General features: G+C 67.3%; 15 protein-coding genes. 4 read left to right on the plus strand and 11 right to left on the minus strand.

Going from position 1 to position 17,797, the window contains the following annotated elements; all coding sequences use genetic code 11:
• Window positions 1–78 precede the first annotated feature (78 nt).
• The gene (locus tag AZC_RS12970; RefSeq protein WP_244421715.1) at window positions 79–741 is read left to right on the plus strand and encodes an EAL domain-containing protein; all 663 of its coding nucleotides are present in this window, start codon (window positions 79–81) and stop codon (window positions 739–741) included.
• Window positions 742–787: 46 nt separating this feature from the next.
• On the opposite strand, the gene AZC_RS12975 is transcribed toward AZC_RS12970, so the two are convergent.
• From AZC_RS12975 to argC, 4 genes are all read right to left on the minus strand, one after another.
• Window positions 788–1,627: an FAS1-like dehydratase domain-containing protein gene (locus tag AZC_RS12975; RefSeq protein WP_043879314.1), complete on the minus strand. Its 840-nt coding sequence runs from the start codon at window positions 1,625–1,627 to the stop codon at window positions 788–790.
• Between the two features lie 7 nt (window positions 1,628–1,634).
• Window positions 1,635–2,807, minus strand: a complete 1,173-nt coding sequence (locus AZC_RS12980; protein WP_012171035.1) for an acyl-CoA dehydrogenase family protein — start codon at window positions 2,805–2,807, stop codon at window positions 1,635–1,637.
• Between the two features lie 127 nt (window positions 2,808–2,934).
• Window positions 2,935–4,326, minus strand: coding sequence for a GntP family permease (locus AZC_RS12985; protein ID WP_012171036.1), 1,392 nt, complete (start codon window positions 4,324–4,326; stop codon window positions 2,935–2,937).
• Between the two features lie 382 nt (window positions 4,327–4,708).
• Window positions 4,709–5,761 carry an N-acetyl-gamma-glutamyl-phosphate reductase gene (gene argC, locus AZC_RS12990; RefSeq protein ID WP_043879315.1) on the minus strand — a complete coding sequence of 351 codons (1,053 nt, stop codon included), beginning with the start codon at window positions 5,759–5,761 and terminating at the stop codon, window positions 4,709–4,711.
• Window positions 5,762–6,053: 292 nt separating this feature from the next.
• On the opposite strand from argC, the gene AZC_RS12995 reads away from it, so the two are divergent.
• Window positions 6,054–7,094, plus strand: coding sequence for a GGDEF domain-containing protein (locus AZC_RS12995; RefSeq protein ID WP_043879316.1), 1,041 nt, complete (start codon window positions 6,054–6,056; stop codon window positions 7,092–7,094).
• 188 nt (window positions 7,095–7,282) lie between these two features.
• Window positions 7,283–9,301 (plus strand): DNA topoisomerase IV subunit B, encoded by a 2,019-nt coding sequence (gene parE, locus AZC_RS13000; RefSeq protein ID WP_012171039.1) that lies wholly within the window; start codon window positions 7,283–7,285, stop codon window positions 9,299–9,301.
• Between the two features lie 43 nt (window positions 9,302–9,344).
• Here parE and AZC_RS13005 read toward each other — a convergent pair whose 3' ends face one another.
• Complete coding sequence (locus AZC_RS13005; RefSeq protein ID WP_012171040.1) at window positions 9,345–10,553, minus strand: MFS transporter; 1,209 nt, start codon at window positions 10,551–10,553, stop codon at window positions 9,345–9,347.
• 279 nt (window positions 10,554–10,832) lie between these two features.
• Between AZC_RS13005 and AZC_RS13010 the strand changes: the two genes are divergently transcribed.
• A complete protein-coding gene (locus tag AZC_RS13010; protein WP_043879317.1) occupies window positions 10,833–12,392 on the plus strand; it encodes a DEAD/DEAH box helicase in 1,560 nt (519 codons plus the stop codon).
• A gap of 159 nt (window positions 12,393–12,551) precedes the next feature.
• Here the strand turns inward: AZC_RS13010 and AZC_RS24425 are convergent, their stop codons facing one another.
• From AZC_RS24425 to AZC_RS24435, 6 genes are all read right to left on the minus strand, one after another.
• Entirely contained in the window at window positions 12,552–13,568 is a 1,017-nt protein-coding gene (locus AZC_RS24425; RefSeq protein WP_052285926.1) for a GGDEF domain-containing protein, read from the minus strand.
• A gap of 198 nt (window positions 13,569–13,766) precedes the next feature.
• Complete coding sequence (locus tag AZC_RS24430) at window positions 13,767–14,825, minus strand: GGDEF domain-containing protein (protein ID WP_012171043.1); 1,059 nt, start codon at window positions 14,823–14,825, stop codon at window positions 13,767–13,769.
• Window positions 14,826–15,001: 176 nt separating this feature from the next.
• Window positions 15,002–15,433 (minus strand): TfoX/Sxy family protein, encoded by a 432-nt coding sequence (locus tag AZC_RS13025; protein ID WP_012171044.1) that lies wholly within the window; start codon window positions 15,431–15,433, stop codon window positions 15,002–15,004.
• Window positions 15,434–15,454: 21 nt separating this feature from the next.
• Window positions 15,455–16,231 carry an ATP12 family chaperone protein gene (locus AZC_RS13030; protein ID WP_012171045.1) on the minus strand — a complete coding sequence of 259 codons (777 nt, stop codon included), beginning with the start codon at window positions 16,229–16,231 and terminating at the stop codon, window positions 15,455–15,457.
• A gap of 20 nt (window positions 16,232–16,251) precedes the next feature.
• Window positions 16,252–16,944 carry an HAD-IA family hydrolase gene (locus AZC_RS13035; RefSeq protein WP_012171046.1) on the minus strand — a complete coding sequence of 231 codons (693 nt, stop codon included), beginning with the start codon at window positions 16,942–16,944 and terminating at the stop codon, window positions 16,252–16,254.
• The gene (locus tag AZC_RS24435) at window positions 16,941–17,612 is read right to left on the minus strand and encodes a zinc ribbon domain-containing protein (protein ID WP_052285927.1); all 672 of its coding nucleotides are present in this window, start codon (window positions 17,610–17,612) and stop codon (window positions 16,941–16,943) included. The genes AZC_RS13035 and AZC_RS24435 overlap by 4 nt, the downstream gene beginning before the upstream one ends.
• Window positions 17,613–17,797 lie beyond the last annotated feature (185 nt).

A 17,797-nucleotide genomic window follows, 5' to 3' on the forward strand; every position in this document is an offset into this window, starting at 1 on the left:
ACGTCACACGCCCGTGAAACCGGCGGACACGGTGGCCAGCCCACATCCTTTACCATCGCTTTTCAGCCGATCGTCGATGTGAGCCGCGAGCATGTCTGGGGCTATGAAGCGCTAGTGCGTGGCGAGAATGGCGAGAGCGCCGCATCCATCTTCGCCCAGGTGGAAGAGCCGAGAAAGCACCATTTCGATCAGGCCTGCCGCCAGCGCGCCATCGAAATGGCGGGCCGGCTCTTTCCCGATGAGCGCACACGCCTCTCGGTGAACTTCCTGCCCGACCACGAGCAGGTGCCCAAGGCGGCCATGCGGGCGTCCCTCGATGCTGCGAGCCGGGCCGGACTGCGGCCGAACCAACTGATGTTCGAATTCACGGAAACCGGCCATTTCGGGGATCTGGGAGGCACGGCGAATCTCGTCGAGAAATACCGCGACCTCGGCCTGCTCACGGCGCTCGACGATTTCGGCTCGGGCTATTCCGGCCTCCTGCGGCTCGCAGGCCTTCAGCCGGATTTCCTCAAGATCGACATGGGCCTCGTGCGCAACATCTCAGCCGACAAGCGGCGGCAGGCCATCGTTGCCGCCGTCGTGAGCCTGGCGCGGGCGCTCGACATCGACCTCATCGCCGAGGGGGTCGAGACCCGAGAGGAGAGCACCGCCCTGCGCGAACTCGGCATTACGCTCTTCCAGGGCTTCCACTATGCCCGGCCGACCATCGGCACGCTGCCGCCCGTCATGGTCTCCTGACGGCGAATCGGGAAGAGCCTCAATCCCCTCCCGATGGAGCGTCCTCTCAGGCCGCCTCCGCCTTCATGCACGGCTGACCGTCCGTTCCGGCCGTCCAGAGTTCCAGCCCTTCGCCGGTCGCCACCGCATTGAGCGTCATGGGCGGACCATCGAAGATCGGGCGAACGCTTCGGAAGGCGAAGGTTTGGGGCGCGCGACCCAGCAATCGGCCCGCGAACTCGGCCAGCAGGGTCGCCTGAAGCGGACCATGCACCACGAGGCCGGGATAGCCCTCCTCCTCGATGCAATAGGTCCGGTCGTAATGGATGCGGTGACCGTTGAAGGTGATGGCGGAATAACGGAACAGCAGCACGGGCGAGGTCTCGACACTCTCCTGCCATTGCGCCACTGGCGCCGGCTGCCCGGTGCCCGCCCCTCCCGGGGGCGCATCGGTGCCGCGATAGACGATGTCCTGCCGCTCCCGCACTGCAACACCACGCGCCGTCGTGATTTCGTGTTCCACGGTAACGAAGCACAGGACGCCGGTGCGCCCCTCCTTCACCACCACATCCGCGATGCGCGAGGCGCGCGTCACCTCATCGTCCACCCGCAGTGCGTCGTGCCATTCGAGGCGTCCGCCCGCCCACATGCGGCGCGGGAGCGGCACCGGGGGCAGAAAACCGCCTCGTGCGGGATGACCATCCGGCCCGAGCCCATCCATGGGCACGGCGGGCGGCGCGAGGCACCAGTGGCTGGTGAGAAGCGCCGGCTCCCCCGGCGCGGGCGCCCCGGCGGGAAGGTTCAGTGTCACACGAAACTCCCGCAAGGCGCGTGCGGTGAGCAGGTCGCGCACCGTCTCGGTGCGGCCGATCCAACTGCGCAGATGGTCGATGTCCAACGTCGCCATGGTGGCCTCAATAGGAGCGCGGCAGGCCGAGCACATGCTCGGCGAGATAGGAGAGGATGAGATTGGTGGAGATGGGCGCCACCTGATAGAGGCGCGTCTCGCGGAACTTGCGCTCCACGTCATATTCCTCGGCGAAACCGAAGCCGCCATGGGTCTGCACGCAGGCTTCCGCAGCGGCCCATGAGGCATCGGCCGCCAGCATCTTGGCCATGTTGGCTTCCTGCCCGCAGTCCTGCCCCGCCTCGAAAAGGGACGCCGCCCGATGCACCATCAGCTCGGCGGCACGCATCTGCGCATAGGCTTTTGCGATGGGGAACTGGACGCCCTGATTCTGGCCGATGGGCCGGCCGAAAACCACGCGCTCCTTGGCGTAAGCGGTGGCCTTGTCGATGAACCATTTGGCATCGCCCACGCATTCGGCCGCGATGAGGATGCGCTCCGCATTCATGCCGGAGAGGATGTAGCGGAAGCCCTTGCCCTCCTCGCCCACGAGGTTCTCCGCCGGAACCTTCATATTGTCGAAGAAGACCTCGGTGGTGGAGTGGTTCATCATCGCCCTGATGGGGCGGATGGTGAGGCCGTTGCCCTTGGCCTCCCGCATGTCCACGATGAAGACCGAGAGACCATCCGTGCGCTTCTGCACCTGATCGCGCGGCGTGGTGCGGGCGAGCAGCAGCATGAGATCGGAATGCTCGGCGCGAGAGGTCCAGACCTTCTGGCCGTTCACCACATAATAGTCGCCCCGCTTCTCGGCGAAGGTCTTGAGCGCCGTGGTGTCGGTCCCGGAGGTGGGCTCGGTGACGCCGAAGGCCTGAAGCCGCAGTTCGCCAGAGGCGATCTTCGGCAGATAGGTCTCCTTCTGCGCCCCGGTCCCATGCCGCAGCAGGGCGCCCATGATGTACATCTGGGCATGGCAGGCGCCGCCATTGCATCCGGCCCGCTGCACTTCCTCCAGGATCGCCGCAGCCGCCGAGAGCGGCAGGCCGGCGCCGCCATAGCTTTCAGGGATGAGGGCGGCGAGAAAGCCTGAATGGGTCAGCGCCTCGACGAAGGCGGTGGGATAGGCGCTCTCCCGATCGAGCTTGCGCCAGTATTCGCCGGGGAAGTCCGCGCACAGTTTGCGGACCGCTTCGCGGATGTCGGAGAAATTGGCGTCGATGGCCTCGATGGTCCCGCTCATGACCGCTCCCAGGAAGGTGTTGCTCCCTTCCTAGCAAGCGGAAACCCCATAGGGGAAAACGCTAAATCTGATCACCGCCAGAAGAAGAGGTGATGGCCGCCCGCATCGGGACACGGGCGGCCGAACCTCAATAGAGGCCGGTGAGATAATAGAAGCCGATCACGAAGAAGACGGCCATGGTCTTCACCAGCGTGATGGCGAAGATATCGCCATAGGACTGGCGGTGGGTGAGGCCGCAGACCGCCAGCAAGGTGATGACGGCGCCATTGTGCGGCAGCGTGTCCATGCCGCCAGAGGCCATGGCGGCGACACGGTGCATCACGTCGAGCGGGATGCCCGCCGCATTGGCCTGCGCGATGAACTGCTCCGACATGGCCGCCAGCGCGATGGACAGGCCGCCCGAGGCCGAGCCGGTGATGCCGGCCAGCGTCGTGACGGAGATGGCCTCGTTGACCAGCGGATTGGGGATGGCCGACAGCGCATTGCGGATGACGAGGAAGCCGGGCAGCGCGGCGATGACGGCACCGAAGCCATACTCCGTCGCGGTGTTCAGGGAGGCGAGAAGCGCCCCGGCGACGGAGGACTTCGAACCCTCCGCAAACTGCGCCGCCACGCGCCGGAAGGCGAAGAGGAAGACGGTGAAGATGCCGAGCAGCAGCGCACCCATCACCGCCCAGATGGCCGCGACGGAGGCGGTCGGCAGCGTCAGGGCCGGCTGGCCTTCCACGAGGACCGCGGTCGCATTGGGGCCGAACCAGACGGGGATCATACGGGCGAGCAGAAGATTGGCGACACCCACCACCACCAGGGGCAGGAGCGCGATGAGCGGATGGACCAGCGTTGCCTCGCCTTCCGTCTTCGGCTCGTTGGTGTGGCCGGTGCCGTAGCCCTCTCCCGCCCGCAGGGCCTGCCGGCGACGGAATTCCAGATAGCCGACGCCCACCACCAGCATGAAGGCCGTGCCCACGAAGCCGAGGATCGGCGCCGCATACGCCGTGGTCTTGAAGAAGGTGGTCGGGATGATGTTCTGGATCTGCGGCGTCCCCGGCAGGGTGTCCATGGTGAAGGAAAAGGCGCCGAGCGCGATCACCGCCGGCAGGAGGCGCTTGGGGATGCCGATCTGGCGGAACATCTCGGCCCCGAAGGGATAGACCGCAAACACCACCACGAAGAGCGAAACGCCGCCATAGGTCAGGACCGCGCCCACGAGGACGATGGCCAGCACCGCCTGGCTGGGGCCGAGGATCCTGATGATGGCCGAGACAATGGAGCGGGAGAAGCCGGAGAGCTCGATGACCTTGCCAAAGACGGCACCGAGCAGGAAGACCGGGAAGTAGAGTTTGATGAAGCCGACCATCTTGTCCATGAAGAGGCCGGAAAAGATCACGGGCACGGCGGTCGGATCGGTCAGCGCCACGGCCGCCATGGCGGCGACGGGGGCGAACAGGATCACGCTGAAGCCGCGATAGGCGACGAACATCAGAAAGGCGAGCGCGCCCAGGCAGATGAGAAAGCTCATCCCGGTTCTCCTTGGGACCTGTGCGCGGCAGTGGCGTCAAGGCGCCCTGGCCGCCGGCACGGTCTTCCTCCCGGCGAAACGGAACGGCTGATGAGCCCCGCACCGCCGCATGTGAGCCCGCTCCTGAGGATACGGACCCGGCGAAGCGGCTCTTGGGCAGGCGCCCGCGCCGTCTTTGTCTTGAATTCGGCTTCCGTTCTGAAAGCTCTGTTATGAGACGGCGCGATCCGCCGTCCGGAAGATCGCAGCGTGCCCTCTTCCGATTTTCAACATAAGGTAAGCTTAGCTGCTCGACCAGATACCCGGATAACCTGCGGTGCCCGCAAAGGTTCCGCTTGCCGAACGGCAGGCGCGGGCGGCTTGATGCCCGCGCCGTGCCGCCTCAGGGCATGAGGGCGATCTGGTCGATGCCCATGGCCTCGGGGAAACCCAGCACGAGGTTCATGTTCTGGATCGCCTGTCCGGAGGCGCCCTTCACCAGATTGTCGGTGGTGCAGAGCACGGTGGCCCGGCCCGCCACACGATCCGCCACGACGCCGATATGGGCCCAGTTGGAGCCGCGCACATGGCGCGACTGCGGCACCTGGCCGAAGGGCAGGACATGGACGAAATGCTCGTCCTTGTAGAATTCGGCGAGGATGCGGTGCAGGTCCTCGGCGGTGCCGCCGGTGGTGCGCACATAGATGGTGGCGTAGATGCCCCGGTTCATGGGCGCGAGATGCGGCACGAACACCGGCTGCACGGTGCGGCCGGCGGCCTTGGAATATTCCTGGTCCAGCTCGCCCATGTGCCGGTGGCCGGACACGGAATAGGCATGAATGCCCTCGGAGACTTCCGAGAACAGCATGGCCTCCTTGGCGGACCGGCCGGCGCCGGACATGCCGGTCTTGCTGTCGACCACGATCTGGTCCGGCTCGATGGCGCCGGCTTCCAGCAGCGGCACGATCGGCAGGATGGCAGTGGTGGTGTGACAGCCCGGATTGGCGACGAGGCGCGCCTTCCTGATCTCGTCGCGGTAAAGCTCGACGAGGCCGAACACCGCTTCCTTCTGGAGGTCGAGGGCGGCATGGACGTGGCCGTACCACTTCTCATAGGCGCCGGGATCGGTCAGCCGGAAGTCGGCCGAGAGGTCCACCACCTTCACCTTCGGCGCCTTCTCGAACACGTCCTTGATCACCGTCTGGGTGGTGGCGTGCGGGAGGGCGCAGAAAACGAGGTCAACCTGCGTGAAATCCACGCTGTCGATGGTCACGAGCGTCGGCAGCTTGAAAGGCGCGAACTGCGGGAAGACGTCGGCCATGGACTGGCCCGCCTTCCGGTCGGCGGTGAGCGCCACAAGCTCCACGCGCGGGTGTCGCAGCAGAAGGCGCACAAGCTCAGAGCCCGTATAGCCCGAGGCGCCCAATACCGCGATCCGTGCTTTCGCTTCCGACATGACACGCTCCTGCCCGCCTCTTGCGGGACCAACTTGAGACCGGCGCACCTGCGCCCTTTCGGACGCGGCCACGCGGGCGACGGTGATTACACCCTTCCCATGTCGCATAAAAGACGGGAAGCGCATCACTGGGCCGCGCTGCCGACACGCCGTCTCCCCTTGAATAGCTTTCGATGCAATCTAGGCTTTACGAATGCAACCAGTGTTGCCAAGCTAGGAGCGACTGCATTGACTGCAACAGAACCCATCCGACGCAACGGAGGGCACGCCGCAGGGAGCCGGCCTTACCCCCATGAACGAGCACGTTTCCAAGGATCTGGTCCTCGCCCGCCTCTCCGAGACGGTGAGCTCGGCGCGCTCACTGGAGGAGCTGACGCGGCCGCTGCTGGAGCTTCTGGAGCTGATTACCGGCCTTGAGAGCACCTTCCTGACGCGCATCGATTTCGCAGCGGGCATCCAGAACGTCCTGTTTTCCCGCAACAGCAGCACCTTGCACTTGCCGGAGACGCTCTCGGTTCCCTGGGGCGACACGCTGTGCAAGCGCGCGCTGGCCGAGCAATGCCCCTATGCCGACGACGTCTCGACCCGCTGGGGTGATTCTGAGGCGGCCCGCGTCCTCGGCATCGAGACCTTCACGAGCACACCCGTCTATCTCGAGGGCGGCTCGCTCTATGGGACGCTGTGCGCGGCGAGTTGCGATCGCAAGCCGATCTCGTCCGACGGCCAGCACGTGCTGCGCCTGTTCTCGGCGCTCATCGCACAACAGATCCAGCAGGACCAGCTGATGCAGGAGCTGCGCCGCGCCAATGCGCAGCTCGCGGCCTATTCGTTTACGGACGCGCTCACCGGCCTGCCCAACCGCCGTTTCATCCTCGACGAGCTCCAGCGCATGATGGCGCAGGCCGCGCGCAGCGGGCAGAACCTGATCGTCGCCTTCATCGACCTCGACGGCTTCAAGGCCATCAACGATGCCCATGGCCATGACGCCGGAGATGCCTTCCTGATCGAGGTGGGCCGCCGCCTGTCGCTGGGTCTTCGGGCCGGCGACGTGCTGGGACGGCTCGGCGGCGACGAATTCGTCATGGTGGGCTTCACCGCGCCGGGCGAGCCCGGCCGCGCGCCGGCCGATGCCACGCGCCAGCGCCTCACTGCTCTGATCGAGGGCCATTACGAACTCGGCCGCTGGCGCATCGACTATGAGGGCGCGAGCATCGGCGTGATCGAAGCCGAACCCGGCGAGAGCGCGCCCGAGGAGATTCTGCGCCGGGCCGACGCCCTCATGTACGAGACCAAGAAGGCGCGCCGGGCCACCCGCCGGTCAGCGACGGGATAGGCGCTTTTCCCATCTCCGTGTCATTTCCTCCGCCTGCGCACAGCGAAACGGAACGATCGCCGGCACCAGAAGGCTGCCATGTGCGCGGGCCGAGGCGACTCGGCTAGAAAGTTCGGCTACAAGGGCACAAACCGTGTACATCCCGCGTCCGCCGCAAGGCCGGGCGCCTCGCGAGATCCGATCGCTACATGTCCAATTCCGACGACCTCTTCTCCAATCCCCCTCCCTCCCGCGGCCGCAAGACCACGGTCGTGCCGCAGATGGCGAGCGACTATACCGCCGCCCATATCGAGGTGCTGGAAGGGCTGGAGCCGGTGCGGCGCCGGCCCGGCATGTATATCGGCGGCACCGATGCCAAGGCGCTGCATCACCTCTTCGCGGAGGTGATCGACAACTCGATGGACGAGGCGGTGGCGGGCCATGCCACTTTCATCGAGGTGCAGCTCTCCAATGACGGCTCGCTGACGGTGATCGACAACGGGCGCGGCATCCCGGTGGAGGAACACCCCAAGTTCCCCGGCAAGTCGGCGCTCGAAGTCATCATGACCACGCTGCACTCGGGCGGAAAGTTCGACAGCAAGGTCTATGAGACCTCCGGCGGCCTGCACGGCGTCGGCGTCTCGGTGGTGAACGCGCTCTCCGATGCCTTCGAGGTGGAGGTCGCCCGCAATCAGACGCTCTACCGCCAGACCTTCTCGCGCGGCACGCCGCAGGGCAAGCTGAAGGAAGTGGGCCGCATCACCAACCGGCGCGGCACCAAGATCCGCTTCCATCCCGATCCGGACATCTTTGGCCCGAGCGCCAAGTTCGAGCCCGGCCGCGTGTTCCGCATGGCGCGCGCCAAGGCCTATCTGTTCGGTGGCGTGGAAATTCGCTGGTCCTGCGATCCCGAACTGCTCGCCGGCACCACCGGCGTGCCGGAAAAGATGACCTTCCGCTTCCCCGGCGGCCTCAGGGACTATCTGGCCGCCGACATCGAGGGCCAGACCCTCGTGCATGGCGACATCTTCTCGGGCCGCGTGCAGAAGCCGGGCGGCCATGGCTCGGCCGAATGGGCGGTGGCCTGGATCGCCGATGGCGACGGCGGCATCTCCTCTTACTGCAACACCATCCCGACGCCGGACGGCGGGACCCATGAGAACGGCCTGCGCGCCGTGCTGCTCAAGGGCCTGCGCGAGCATGGCGAGCGGACCAACCAGTCCAAGCGCGCCGCCCTCATCACCGGCGAGGACGTAACCGCCGGCTGCGCGGCCATGCTCTCCGTCTTTGTGCGCGAGCCGGAATTCCAGGGCCAGACCAAGGAGCGTCTCGCCACTGCCGAGGCGGCCCGCATCGTCGAGCAGACGGTGCGCGATCCCTTCGACCACTGGCTCGCCGCCAATCCGGCCCAGGCCACGCGCCTGTTCGACCATGTGGTGGAGCGGGCGGAGGAGCGGCTGCGGCGCAAGCAGGAGAAGGAAATCTCCCGCAAGACCGCCGTGCGCAAGCTGCGCCTGCCCGGCAAGCTGGCGGACTGCTCCAACACCGAGGCGGCCGGCTCCGAACTCTTCATCGTCGAGGGCGACTCGGCCGGCGGCTCCGCCAAGCAGGCCCGCGACCGCCGCACCCAGGCGGTGCTGCCCCTGCGCGGCAAGATCCTCAACGTCGCCAATGCCGGCCGCGACAAGCTTGCCCAGAACCAGCAATTGGCCGATCTCGGCCAGGCGCTCGGCTGCGGCACGCTCTCGCACTATCGCGAGGCGGACCTGCGCTATGAGAAGGTCATCATCATGACCGACGCGGACGTGGACGGCGCCCACATCGCCTCCCTCCTCGTCACCTTCTTCTATCGCCAGATGCCGAAGCTGGTGGACGAGGGACATCTCTTCCTCGCCGTGCCGCCGCTCTATCGCATCACGCAGGGCGCCAAGACGCTCTATGCCCGCGACGACGCCCACAAGGAGAAGCTCCTGAAGAAGGAGTTCAACGGGCGCGGCAAGGTGGAGATCGGCCGCTTCAAAGGCCTCGGCGAGATGATGCCGGCGCAGCTCAAGGAAACCACAATGGACCCGAAGACGCGCACGCTGCTTCAGGTCAGCATCGAGGAGGCGGCCCGCGCCGCCACCGACGACATCGTGGAACGCCTCATGGGCAACAAGCCGGAGGCGCGCTTCGCCTTCATCTCCGAGCACGCCGCCTTCGCGGGCGAGGAACTGCTCGACATCTGAGCCCCGGAGCGCGGTCCCGAGAGTCTGAGGCGCCTGTCGCGGCTCAGACCGGCTCCACCGACTGGACCTTGCGGGCGGCGGTCTCCTCCGCCTCCCGGCGCACACGCTCGGCCAAGGGCGCGAGGCGTGAGGCCGGCCAGGCCAGCGCGAACATGGCAAGCCCCGCCACCACGAACATGCCGGGCAGCGAGCCCACCGCGTGCGACACCGCCCCCGCCACCACCGCGCCGAAGGCCTGCCCGGCGAAGAAGAAGGTGGCATAGAGCGACACGCCCGAGCCGCGCGCGCTGGGCGCCAGCTCGGTGGACATGATCTGAAGCGTGTTGTGGATGGTGTAGAAGCCGAAGCCCATGACGCCGAACAGCGCCATCATGAACACGAGCGAGGGGGCGAAGGCGATGCCGATGAGGCAGCAGCCGACGATGAGCGCGCCCGTCGCCGCCATGCCGCTGAGGCCCAGCAGATCCACGAGCTTCTGCACCACCACGCTATAGAGCACGCCGCCGATGGCAAAGGCGCCCATGGCAATGCCCGCCTCCACCGCGTCGCCGATGTGGAACTCGACCATCAGCGGCGCCACGAAGGGGAAGACGCCGAAGATGATGCCGCCCTCCACCGCCGACACGGCAAAATGGCGGATGGAGACCGGATTGCGGAAGACGGTGCGATAGCCCTCCAGCGTCGCGGCCACCGAGATGGGCTTGCGGGCACCCAGTTCCTTCAGGAACAGGATGGTGCACAAGGTCGCGGCGGCGGAAACGGCCGCTGCAGCGAAAAATACCGTGCGCCAGCCGAAATAGGTGGCGAGCGTGCCGGAGATGATGGCGCCCCCCAACTGCCCCAGCACCACGGCCAGCAGCAGGCGGCCGAGCGCCACGGTGCGCTGCTCGAAGGCGACGCGATCGCCCACGATGGCGAAGGACACGGGAATGATGCCGCCCGCCCAACCGCCGGCGAACACCCGCGCCGCCACCAGCACCGGATGGTTCGGCGCAAGGGCACAGGCCAGATGGCCGATGGTGAGGCAGGCGAGCGTGATGCGGATAAGCCGCACCCGGCCGAAGGCATCGCCGATGGGCCCGAACACCAGTTGCATCAGCGCATAGGGCAGCGTGAAGGCGGTTGCGAGCAGGGCCGCGGCCTGGAGCGAAACGCCAAGATCAGACGCCAAAAGATTGAGCATCGGATCGACGGAACGCGCCGTAAAAGCGCTGGCGAAGTCCGCAAGGCCAAGAATAAGCAGAAAGGACATGGGGGGCTACACTAGGGACGGAAGGGCGCCCGGTGCGCCGTCCCGTCCTGTCTCCGACGGGCCGGCGGGCCGGTCAAGCAGCGGAATTGCATGGCATGCGCTGTGCGCCCCGAGCCAGCGCATGGCATTAACATTGACACAGCGCACAATGCTTCTATTTTCTACCGCGTCGTCCGAGATGTATTCGAATCCAAGCGCGCCGACCGACGACCACTCGTTTGGGCCCGTACACGGCATGGGACCTTCGATCAGCGGGGCGCTGCCACATCAAGCGACCCAATGTCATTTTCTGAACTCGGCCTGAGCGAAAAAGTCCTCTCGGCCGTCGCGGCCACGGGCTACACCACCCCTACGCCCATCCAGGCGCAAGCCATTCCGCATGTCCTCGCCCGGCGGGACGTGCTCGGCCTCGCGCAGACCGGAACGGGCAAGACCGCCGCATTCACGCTGCCCATGCTGACTCTGCTGGAGCAGGGCCGGGCGCGCGCGCGCATGCCGCGCACTCTCATCCTCGAACCGACGCGCGAGCTCGCGGCGCAGGTGGAGGAGAATTTTGTCCGTTACGGCAAGAACCACAAGCTGAACGTCGCCCTGCTTATCGGCGGCGTTTCCTTCGGCGATCAGGACACCAAGCTGCTGCGCGGCGTGGACGTGCTGATCGCCACCCCCGGCCGCCTGCTCGACCATGTGGAGCGCGGCCGCCTCCTGCTCTCCGGCATCGAGGTGCTCGTCATCGACGAGGCCGACCGCATGCTGGACATGGGCTTCATCCCGGACATCGAGCGCATCTGCAAGCTGGTGCCCTTCACGCGCCAGACGCTGTTCTTCTCGGCCACCATGCCGCCGGAGATCCAGCGCCTCGTCTCGCAGTTCCTCTCGAACCCGGTGCGGGTCGAGGTGTCGAAGCCCGCCAGCGCCAACACCTCCATCACCCAGCTTCTCGTCGCCTCGGGCCGCGAGGACTACGAGAAGCGCGAGACCCTGCGTGAGCTGATCCGCAACGCGGACCAACTGCAGAACGGCATCGTCTTCTGCAACCGCAAGCGCGACGTGGCGGTGGTGCATCGCTCGCTGCAGAAGCACGGCTTCAACGTGGTGTGCCTGCATGGCGACATGGACCAGCACGCCCGCACGCAGGCGCTGGACCAGTTCCGCACCGGCGAAGCCACCTTGCTGGTGGCCTCCGACGTCGCGGCCCGTGGCCTCGACATTCCGGCGGTGAGCCACGTCTTCAACTATGACGTGCCGCACCACTCGGAAGACTATGTGCACCGCATCGGCCGCACCGGCCGAGCCGGCCGCACCGGCACCGCCATCATGCTGGTGACGCACGACGACGCGAAGTCCCTGGCGGCCATCGAGAAGCTCATCGGCAATGCCATCCCCTGGCAGGGCGAGCCGCTGGGCGAAGCCCCGCCGCGCGAGAAGCGCTCCCGTGGCGGTGACCGCCGCGAAGAGCGTGGGGAGCGGAGCGAGCGCAACAAGCGTTCGGGCCGTGGCCGCAGCGAGCGCAAGGCCGAGGTTGAGGATGGGGTCGAGGTCCGCGCCGAGCGCGCGCCGCGTCCCGCCCGCGAAGGACGCCCCGAACGCGAGCCCCGGCCGGAGCGCGAGCCCCGCGCCGAGCGTCAGCCGCGTCCCGAGCGGGAAGCGCGTCCTGAGCGTGAGGCCCGTCCGGAACGGGAGGCCCGCCCCGAAGGCGAGCGCGCCCGCAAGCCCCGTCCCGAGACGGCGGACGCGGCCAGCCGCAACCGGCGCGACCGCTCCGCCAGCGAGCCGGCGGACATGTCCCACCTGCCCGCCTTCCTGCTGCGCCCGGTGCGCATCAAGGCCTCCTCCTGACGCCCATTCCGGCCGGATTGCATCGCGATCCGGCCGTTTGAATTCCGAGCAAGCCTGCCGCGCAGCACGTCCCGGCAGCCTGAGAAGCCGGATGATCCCGCCCTGAACTGACGGTCCAGCAGCAGGCGTGGGCTGACCTGATGACCTCGGCAAGGCCGCTCAGGCAAAGACGACGCGGTTCCGGCCCATCTGCTTCGACCGATAGAGCGCCGCATCCACGAGCCGCAGAGCCTCGGCGAGACCGCCATCCCCGTCCCAGAGCGCGACGCCGGCGGAAATGGTGACCCCACCGCTCTCGTCGTCCGGCAACACGGCCACCGCCTGACGCAGTTTCTCGGCGAGGGCTTCGGCCTCCGGCGCCGACAGATCCGCCGAGACCACCAGAAACTCGTCCCCGCCCCAACGGCCGATGACATCGCCTTCGCGCAGCACGCGCCGAAGCGCATCGACGACGTTCTGAAGGACGCGGTCGCCGAACACGTGCCCCCATTGGTCATTGACGGTCTTGAAGTAATCCATGTCCAGCAGGATCAGCGCCCACTGCCGGGATGAGGCGCCCTGGATTTCAAGGGCCCGCTCGATGCCGCGCCGGTTCGCGATGCCGGTAAGCGGGTCGGACAGAGCCGCGCTCTCCATCATGCTCGCCTGCGCCTTGGCCTGCTGGTAGGCGGCCTGCGAGTAGGAGAAGAGCACGAGAACCAGCAGCGAAATGGCCTGCACGATGATGGCGTTCAGCAATAGCGCATTGGTGGTGTCCGGCCAGTTCGCCGGCTCACTGTTGAACCACACCCAGACCGCCGTTGCCGCCGGGATGAGGAAGCCGATCACCGCGGCGGGAATGCTCTCGCGGCCGGGAAAGATGATGAAGGCCGCCACGCTGATCAGCGGCAGCCATTGCAGCGTGTCGGCGATCACATAGAGCCTGATCTGCGGGTCCGGATCGCCGAATGTGAAGACACCGGTCGCGCAGCCGATGCAGAAGGCGAGAAACAGGCTTCGCTCCGCAACGATCCGCCAGCGCTCGCTGATATCCGTGACGATGAAGCCGACCGCGCAGATGAGAACCAGCAACGGATCCGTCAGGGTGGCATTTCGTGCGCTGATGATGCCCTGATAGCTGTCGTAAAACCAGAACCAGACATTGCAGACAAAGCCGATAGCGAACAGAATTCGCATGATACGCGTGCGCAGTCTGGCGAATTCCGGGCTCATTTCGGGTTTGGTCCGCGTTCGGCCAGAGGGGAGCATGTTCTTCATCCGCGAATGACGCGTTGTGTTGTGAGCCTGTCAGCCTTGGGAAGCGGTGCTCCATCCAGATACGCACGTTATCGCGAATGGCGCATTCGACGCAGCACCCGGGCCCGCTCTTCCGCCTCAGGCAAACACCACCCGGTTCCGGCCCATCTGCTTGGAGCGATAAAGCGCCGCGTCCACCTGCCGGAGCGCCTCCACAAGGCCGCCTTCCCCATTCCACAGCGCGATGCCGACGGAGATGGTCACGCCGCCGCTGTCATCCTCCGGAAGGCCGGCCACCGCCTGCCGCAGCCGCTCGGCCAGCGCTTCCGCCTCGGCCGCTGGCGCGCCGGGGGAGATCACCAGAAATTCGTCGCCGCCCCACCGGCCGATGACATCGCCGCCACGCAGGATAGGGCGGAGCGCATTCACCACATTCTGGAGCACGCGATCCCCAAAGACGTGGCCACGCTCGTCGTTGACCATCTTGAAGTGATCCATGTCCAGAAGGATGAGCGCCCACGGGCGGGGCACCGAAGCCGCCGTCTGTGTCTCCAGCGCCCGCTCGATGCCGCGCCGGTTGGCAATGCCCGTGAGCGGGTCGGAGAGGGCCGCACTCTCCATCATCCTGGCCTCCGCCCGGGCCTGCTGGAAGGCGGCCTGCGAATGCGAGAACAGAACGAGGGCCGCCACCGACACCACATGGATGACGAGCGCATTGAACAAAAGCGTGCTCGTGGTGGCCGGCCAGGTCGCTGCATCGCTTCCCCACCACACCCAGCCCGCCGTTCCCGCCGGAATGAGGAAGCCCACCACCGACGCCACCACGCTCTGGCGGCCGGGAAAGATCATGAAGGCGATGATGCTGATGAGCGGGATCCATTGCAGCGTATCGGCAATGGCGTAGTAGCGCACGGGTTCGTCCGCGGCCGTGAAGGACAGCACGCCGCTGGCGCAATTGGCACAGAAGGACAGGAAGGCGAGCCACTCCGTCGCTGCGCGCCACCGATCACCCAGTTCGATGACAAAGAAGCCGGCGGCATAGATGAACATGACCGAGGGATAGGTCACATAGGCATCACGCGCGGTGATGATGCCGCTGGTGCTCTCGAAAATCAGAAACCATCCGTTGCAGACAAAGCCGATGGCGAACAACAGCCGCAACATCCGCTTCCGCAATCTGATGAATTCGATGTCCATCGCAGCACTCCCCAGGCGGGCACTTGGACATAGGCCACCGACACACGCAAGCAGACGGCCGCCCTCGGCTCGGGAGCAGGACGGCTAGGCGACGACAGGACGGAGGGACCGGACATCTCCCCTCCTCGGACCGGCGGCAGCGGCGCTGGCTCGACATCGGAGGGGACGCAACTGCCTTAAGGCTTCCGGCGCGTCTGGCGTTGCGAAGCCGGGACGCCGATCCCCAGCGCATCGAAGTCCGGCGCCGGCCCGGCGGGCGCCTTGGAAGCCGCCTTCTTTCCGCGTGCCTTTTTGACAGCGCCCGCCCGCGCCACCCCTTGAGCCCGCCGAAAGAGCACTTCGCGCGCCTCGGGGTCGTCGAGCGCCGCTTCGGGCAGGGTCCAGTAAGGCAGCGTCACCTGCCGGTTGCGGGCCGTATAGCCCAGCGGCGCACAGCCGAGTGCGGCCAGTTCCTGCGCGAAGTCCCCATCGGCCTTGATGAAGAGGTCGCCGCCGCTCTCCAGGGCGAACATCCGCCCGTCGTAGAAGATGCCGTGACCGCCGAACATGCGCTTGATCTCGACGGGTCCGAGCGGCGCAAGGAGGTCGGCCAGATCATCGCGGTCCATCTCGGCCTCCCCGCGCCCGTCTCAGCCCTTGACGAGATCGAGCAGGCGCACCGCCGCGCGCATTTCCTTTTCGCGGGCGGCGCGGCGGGCCGTCGCCTCCGCATCCTCGCCCCAGCGCTCGATCGTCCAGTCCTCGTCCACATGGGCCGCGCGCCAGGCGGCATCGGCATCGAGGACGCCATTGGCCAGCGCCACAGCGAGGAAGGCCGAGCCGGTCAGAGCGGTCAGCGTGCTCAAGGCCGCGAGCGAGAGCGGATCGTCGGTTCCGACCAGCGCAGCCACACGCGCCACCATGTCGGCGGGCTGCTCCACGTGGCGGATGCCTTCGGCGAGGAAGAAGCGGGCGTCGTGCGCGCGGTCGAGCCAGGCCAGCACCGGATCCCAATGGGTCGCCTGCCGCGCGACCAGCCCCTCCGGCCCCTCGGCGCGATAGAGCAGGAGGTCGCTGCCCATGTAGCGCACGATTTCCTCCTTCACCTCCTGCGGATTGCGCGCCACGCCATCGAGCGCGACGTTCACCAGGCGGGTGAGCGGCATGGTGAACGGGTCGATCTCCACGCCCTGCGCCGCCCATTCCTCCGCCAGAGCGGCGGCGAGCGCGGCGCTCGGCACCGCGAGCTTTGCCTTGGCCGGCGTGCGCAGGGTACGGCCGTCGAGGCGCACCTCGTGCCCCCCCTCGCCTTCCGCGACCGTCACCTCCTTGTAGAAGCGCTTCGGCAGCGTGCGGCGGCCCTGCGCGCGGATGGCCTCGGCCGGATCGAGCGGCGACTGCTCAAGGTCGCTCAGGATGTCGCGCATGGCTCGGTTCCTCGAAAATCTCAGGCGACGGCGGGCGCGCGACCGCCGACCAGCGCCGCAATGGCGTCCGGAATCTCGCGGAAGTCGCGCACGATCACATCGGCACCGGCCGCAGTGAGTTGTTCCAGCGGATGATAGCCCCAGGCGACACCGATGGCATGGGCCCCGGCCGCCTTGGCCATGGCCATGTCGAAGCCGGTGTCGCCGATCACCACCGTGCGGGCGGAGGGCTGTCCCATCTCCGCCATGGCCTGCTGCACCATGGCCGGATGGGGCTTGGAGGGCGCATCGTCGGCGGTCTGGATGGTCGAGAACCAGCCGTCCATGGCATTGGCCGCCAGAACGCGCGTGACGCCACGCCGGGCCTTGCCCGTCACCATGCCGAGCAGCATGTCGTCGCGCTGGCGCAGCCCATCGAGCGTATCGCGGGCGAAGGGGTACATGGGCTCGGGCGGCTCGCGGTCGCGCAGCTCCATGAAGGCGCTGCGATAGGCTTCCACCATCTCCTCCACGGGAAAGGCGGCATCGCCCTCGGCGAGGTCGGTGAAGGCTTCGCGCAGCGACAGGCCGACGATGGAGAGCATGCGCAGCCGGTCCGGCGCGGGGAGGCCCTGCCGGGCATAGGCCGTGCCCATGGCGGCGACGATCATGTGCTGACTGTCCACCAGCGTGCCGTCGCAGTCGAACAGGGCGAGGATGGGCTCAAGGGTCATTTCTGGGTCAACTTGTCGGTGTCGAGGTCGAGGGTCCAGGTGGTGGTGCCGTTGGCATCGATGAACACCACCTGCTTGAAGCCGCGCGCCTTGCACTGGCGCGGGAACGGGCCGCCGCTGATCAGGTCCACGGCGGTCTTGGCGGGGAAGTTAAACTTCAGGGTCATCACGGTCGCGCCCTCGCCGGTGGCCGTCACCGTCATGTCGAGGCCGTTCTCCTTGAAGGCATCCTGCGTCGACTTCGCATAGTCCCGCCGGGTGCCGGGATCGCTCGGGATCGAGGGCATGGGCGGGCGCTGGCTGCCCGGCGGCACCGTCTGGAGGGTCGGCGCAGCCGCAGGTGCGGCGGGGGCCGGATCCGGCGTCGCGGTCTGGGGGATAGGTGTCGGAGCCGGCGGCGGCTCAGGCGCGGCCTGGGGCGGCGGTGCAACGGCAGCCTGCTGCTGCGGAGCCGATGCTGCGGATGACGGCGCCTTGGGCGTCAGCAGCACCCACACGCCGGCACCGGCGGCCAGCGCCACCAGTACACCGGCAATCCCCACCACCACGGGAAGCGCGCGCCGGGACGGCGCAGGCGACACGAGTTCAAGGCCGCAGGCGGCGCAGGCGACATCGTCCGGATGCACCGGTGCACCGCAGCCGGGACAGGTCTCGGTCTGTGGGGACATGGGGGCACCTCCGATGATTGACGGGCGGCATCGGCCTTGCGACGGCCGGGACCGGGCGAACCCAGCCACGCCGCCAGCCCCCCCCGGCGACGCGATGCCCCGGACCGCCGCGCACGGCCGGACAGGGCGCCCTGTCTAGCAGAGGCGAGGCGCGCAGGCGACCGCCGAAAATGCAAAGCCGCCCG

Origin of the sequence: Azorhizobium caulinodans ORS 571, from assembly GCF_000010525.1 — a bacterium.
Lineage (GTDB): Bacteria > Pseudomonadota > Alphaproteobacteria > Rhizobiales > Xanthobacteraceae > Azorhizobium > Azorhizobium caulinodans.

Excerpts from the sequence above, each read along its gene's own strand:
- AZC_RS12975 (WP_043879314.1), bottom strand. The coding sequence starts at position 1,627 with ATGGCGACGTTGGACATCGACCATCTGCGCAGTTGGATCGGCCGCACC.
- AZC_RS12980 (WP_012171035.1), bottom strand. The coding sequence starts at position 2,807 with ATGAGCGGGACCATCGAGGCCATCGACGCCAATTTCTCCGACATCCGC.
- AZC_RS12985 (WP_012171036.1), bottom strand. The coding sequence starts at position 4,326 with ATGAGCTTTCTCATCTGCCTGGGCGCGCTCGCCTTTCTGATGTTCGTC.
- argC (WP_043879315.1), bottom strand. The coding sequence starts at position 5,761 with ATGTCGGAAGCGAAAGCACGGATCGCGGTATTGGGCGCCTCGGGCTAT.
- AZC_RS12995 (WP_043879316.1), top strand. The coding sequence starts at position 6,054 with ATGAACGAGCACGTTTCCAAGGATCTGGTCCTCGCCCGCCTCTCCGAG.
- parE (WP_012171039.1), top strand. The coding sequence starts at position 7,283 with ATGTCCAATTCCGACGACCTCTTCTCCAATCCCCCTCCCTCCCGCGGC.
- AZC_RS13005 (WP_012171040.1), bottom strand. The coding sequence starts at position 10,553 with ATGTCCTTTCTGCTTATTCTTGGCCTTGCGGACTTCGCCAGCGCTTTT.
- AZC_RS13010 (WP_043879317.1), top strand. The coding sequence starts at position 10,833 with ATGTCATTTTCTGAACTCGGCCTGAGCGAAAAAGTCCTCTCGGCCGTC.
- AZC_RS24425 (WP_052285926.1), bottom strand. The coding sequence starts at position 13,568 with ATGCGAATTCTGTTCGCTATCGGCTTTGTCTGCAATGTCTGGTTCTGG.
- AZC_RS24430 (WP_012171043.1), bottom strand. The coding sequence starts at position 14,825 with ATGGACATCGAATTCATCAGATTGCGGAAGCGGATGTTGCGGCTGTTG.
- AZC_RS13025 (WP_012171044.1), bottom strand. The coding sequence starts at position 15,433 with ATGGACCGCGATGATCTGGCCGACCTCCTTGCGCCGCTCGGACCCGTC.
- AZC_RS13030 (WP_012171045.1), bottom strand. The coding sequence starts at position 16,231 with ATGCGCGACATCCTGAGCGACCTTGAGCAGTCGCCGCTCGATCCGGCC.
- AZC_RS13035 (WP_012171046.1), bottom strand. The coding sequence starts at position 16,944 with ATGACCCTTGAGCCCATCCTCGCCCTGTTCGACTGCGACGGCACGCTG.
- AZC_RS24435 (WP_052285927.1), bottom strand. The coding sequence starts at position 17,612 with ATGTCCCCACAGACCGAGACCTGTCCCGGCTGCGGTGCACCGGTGCAT.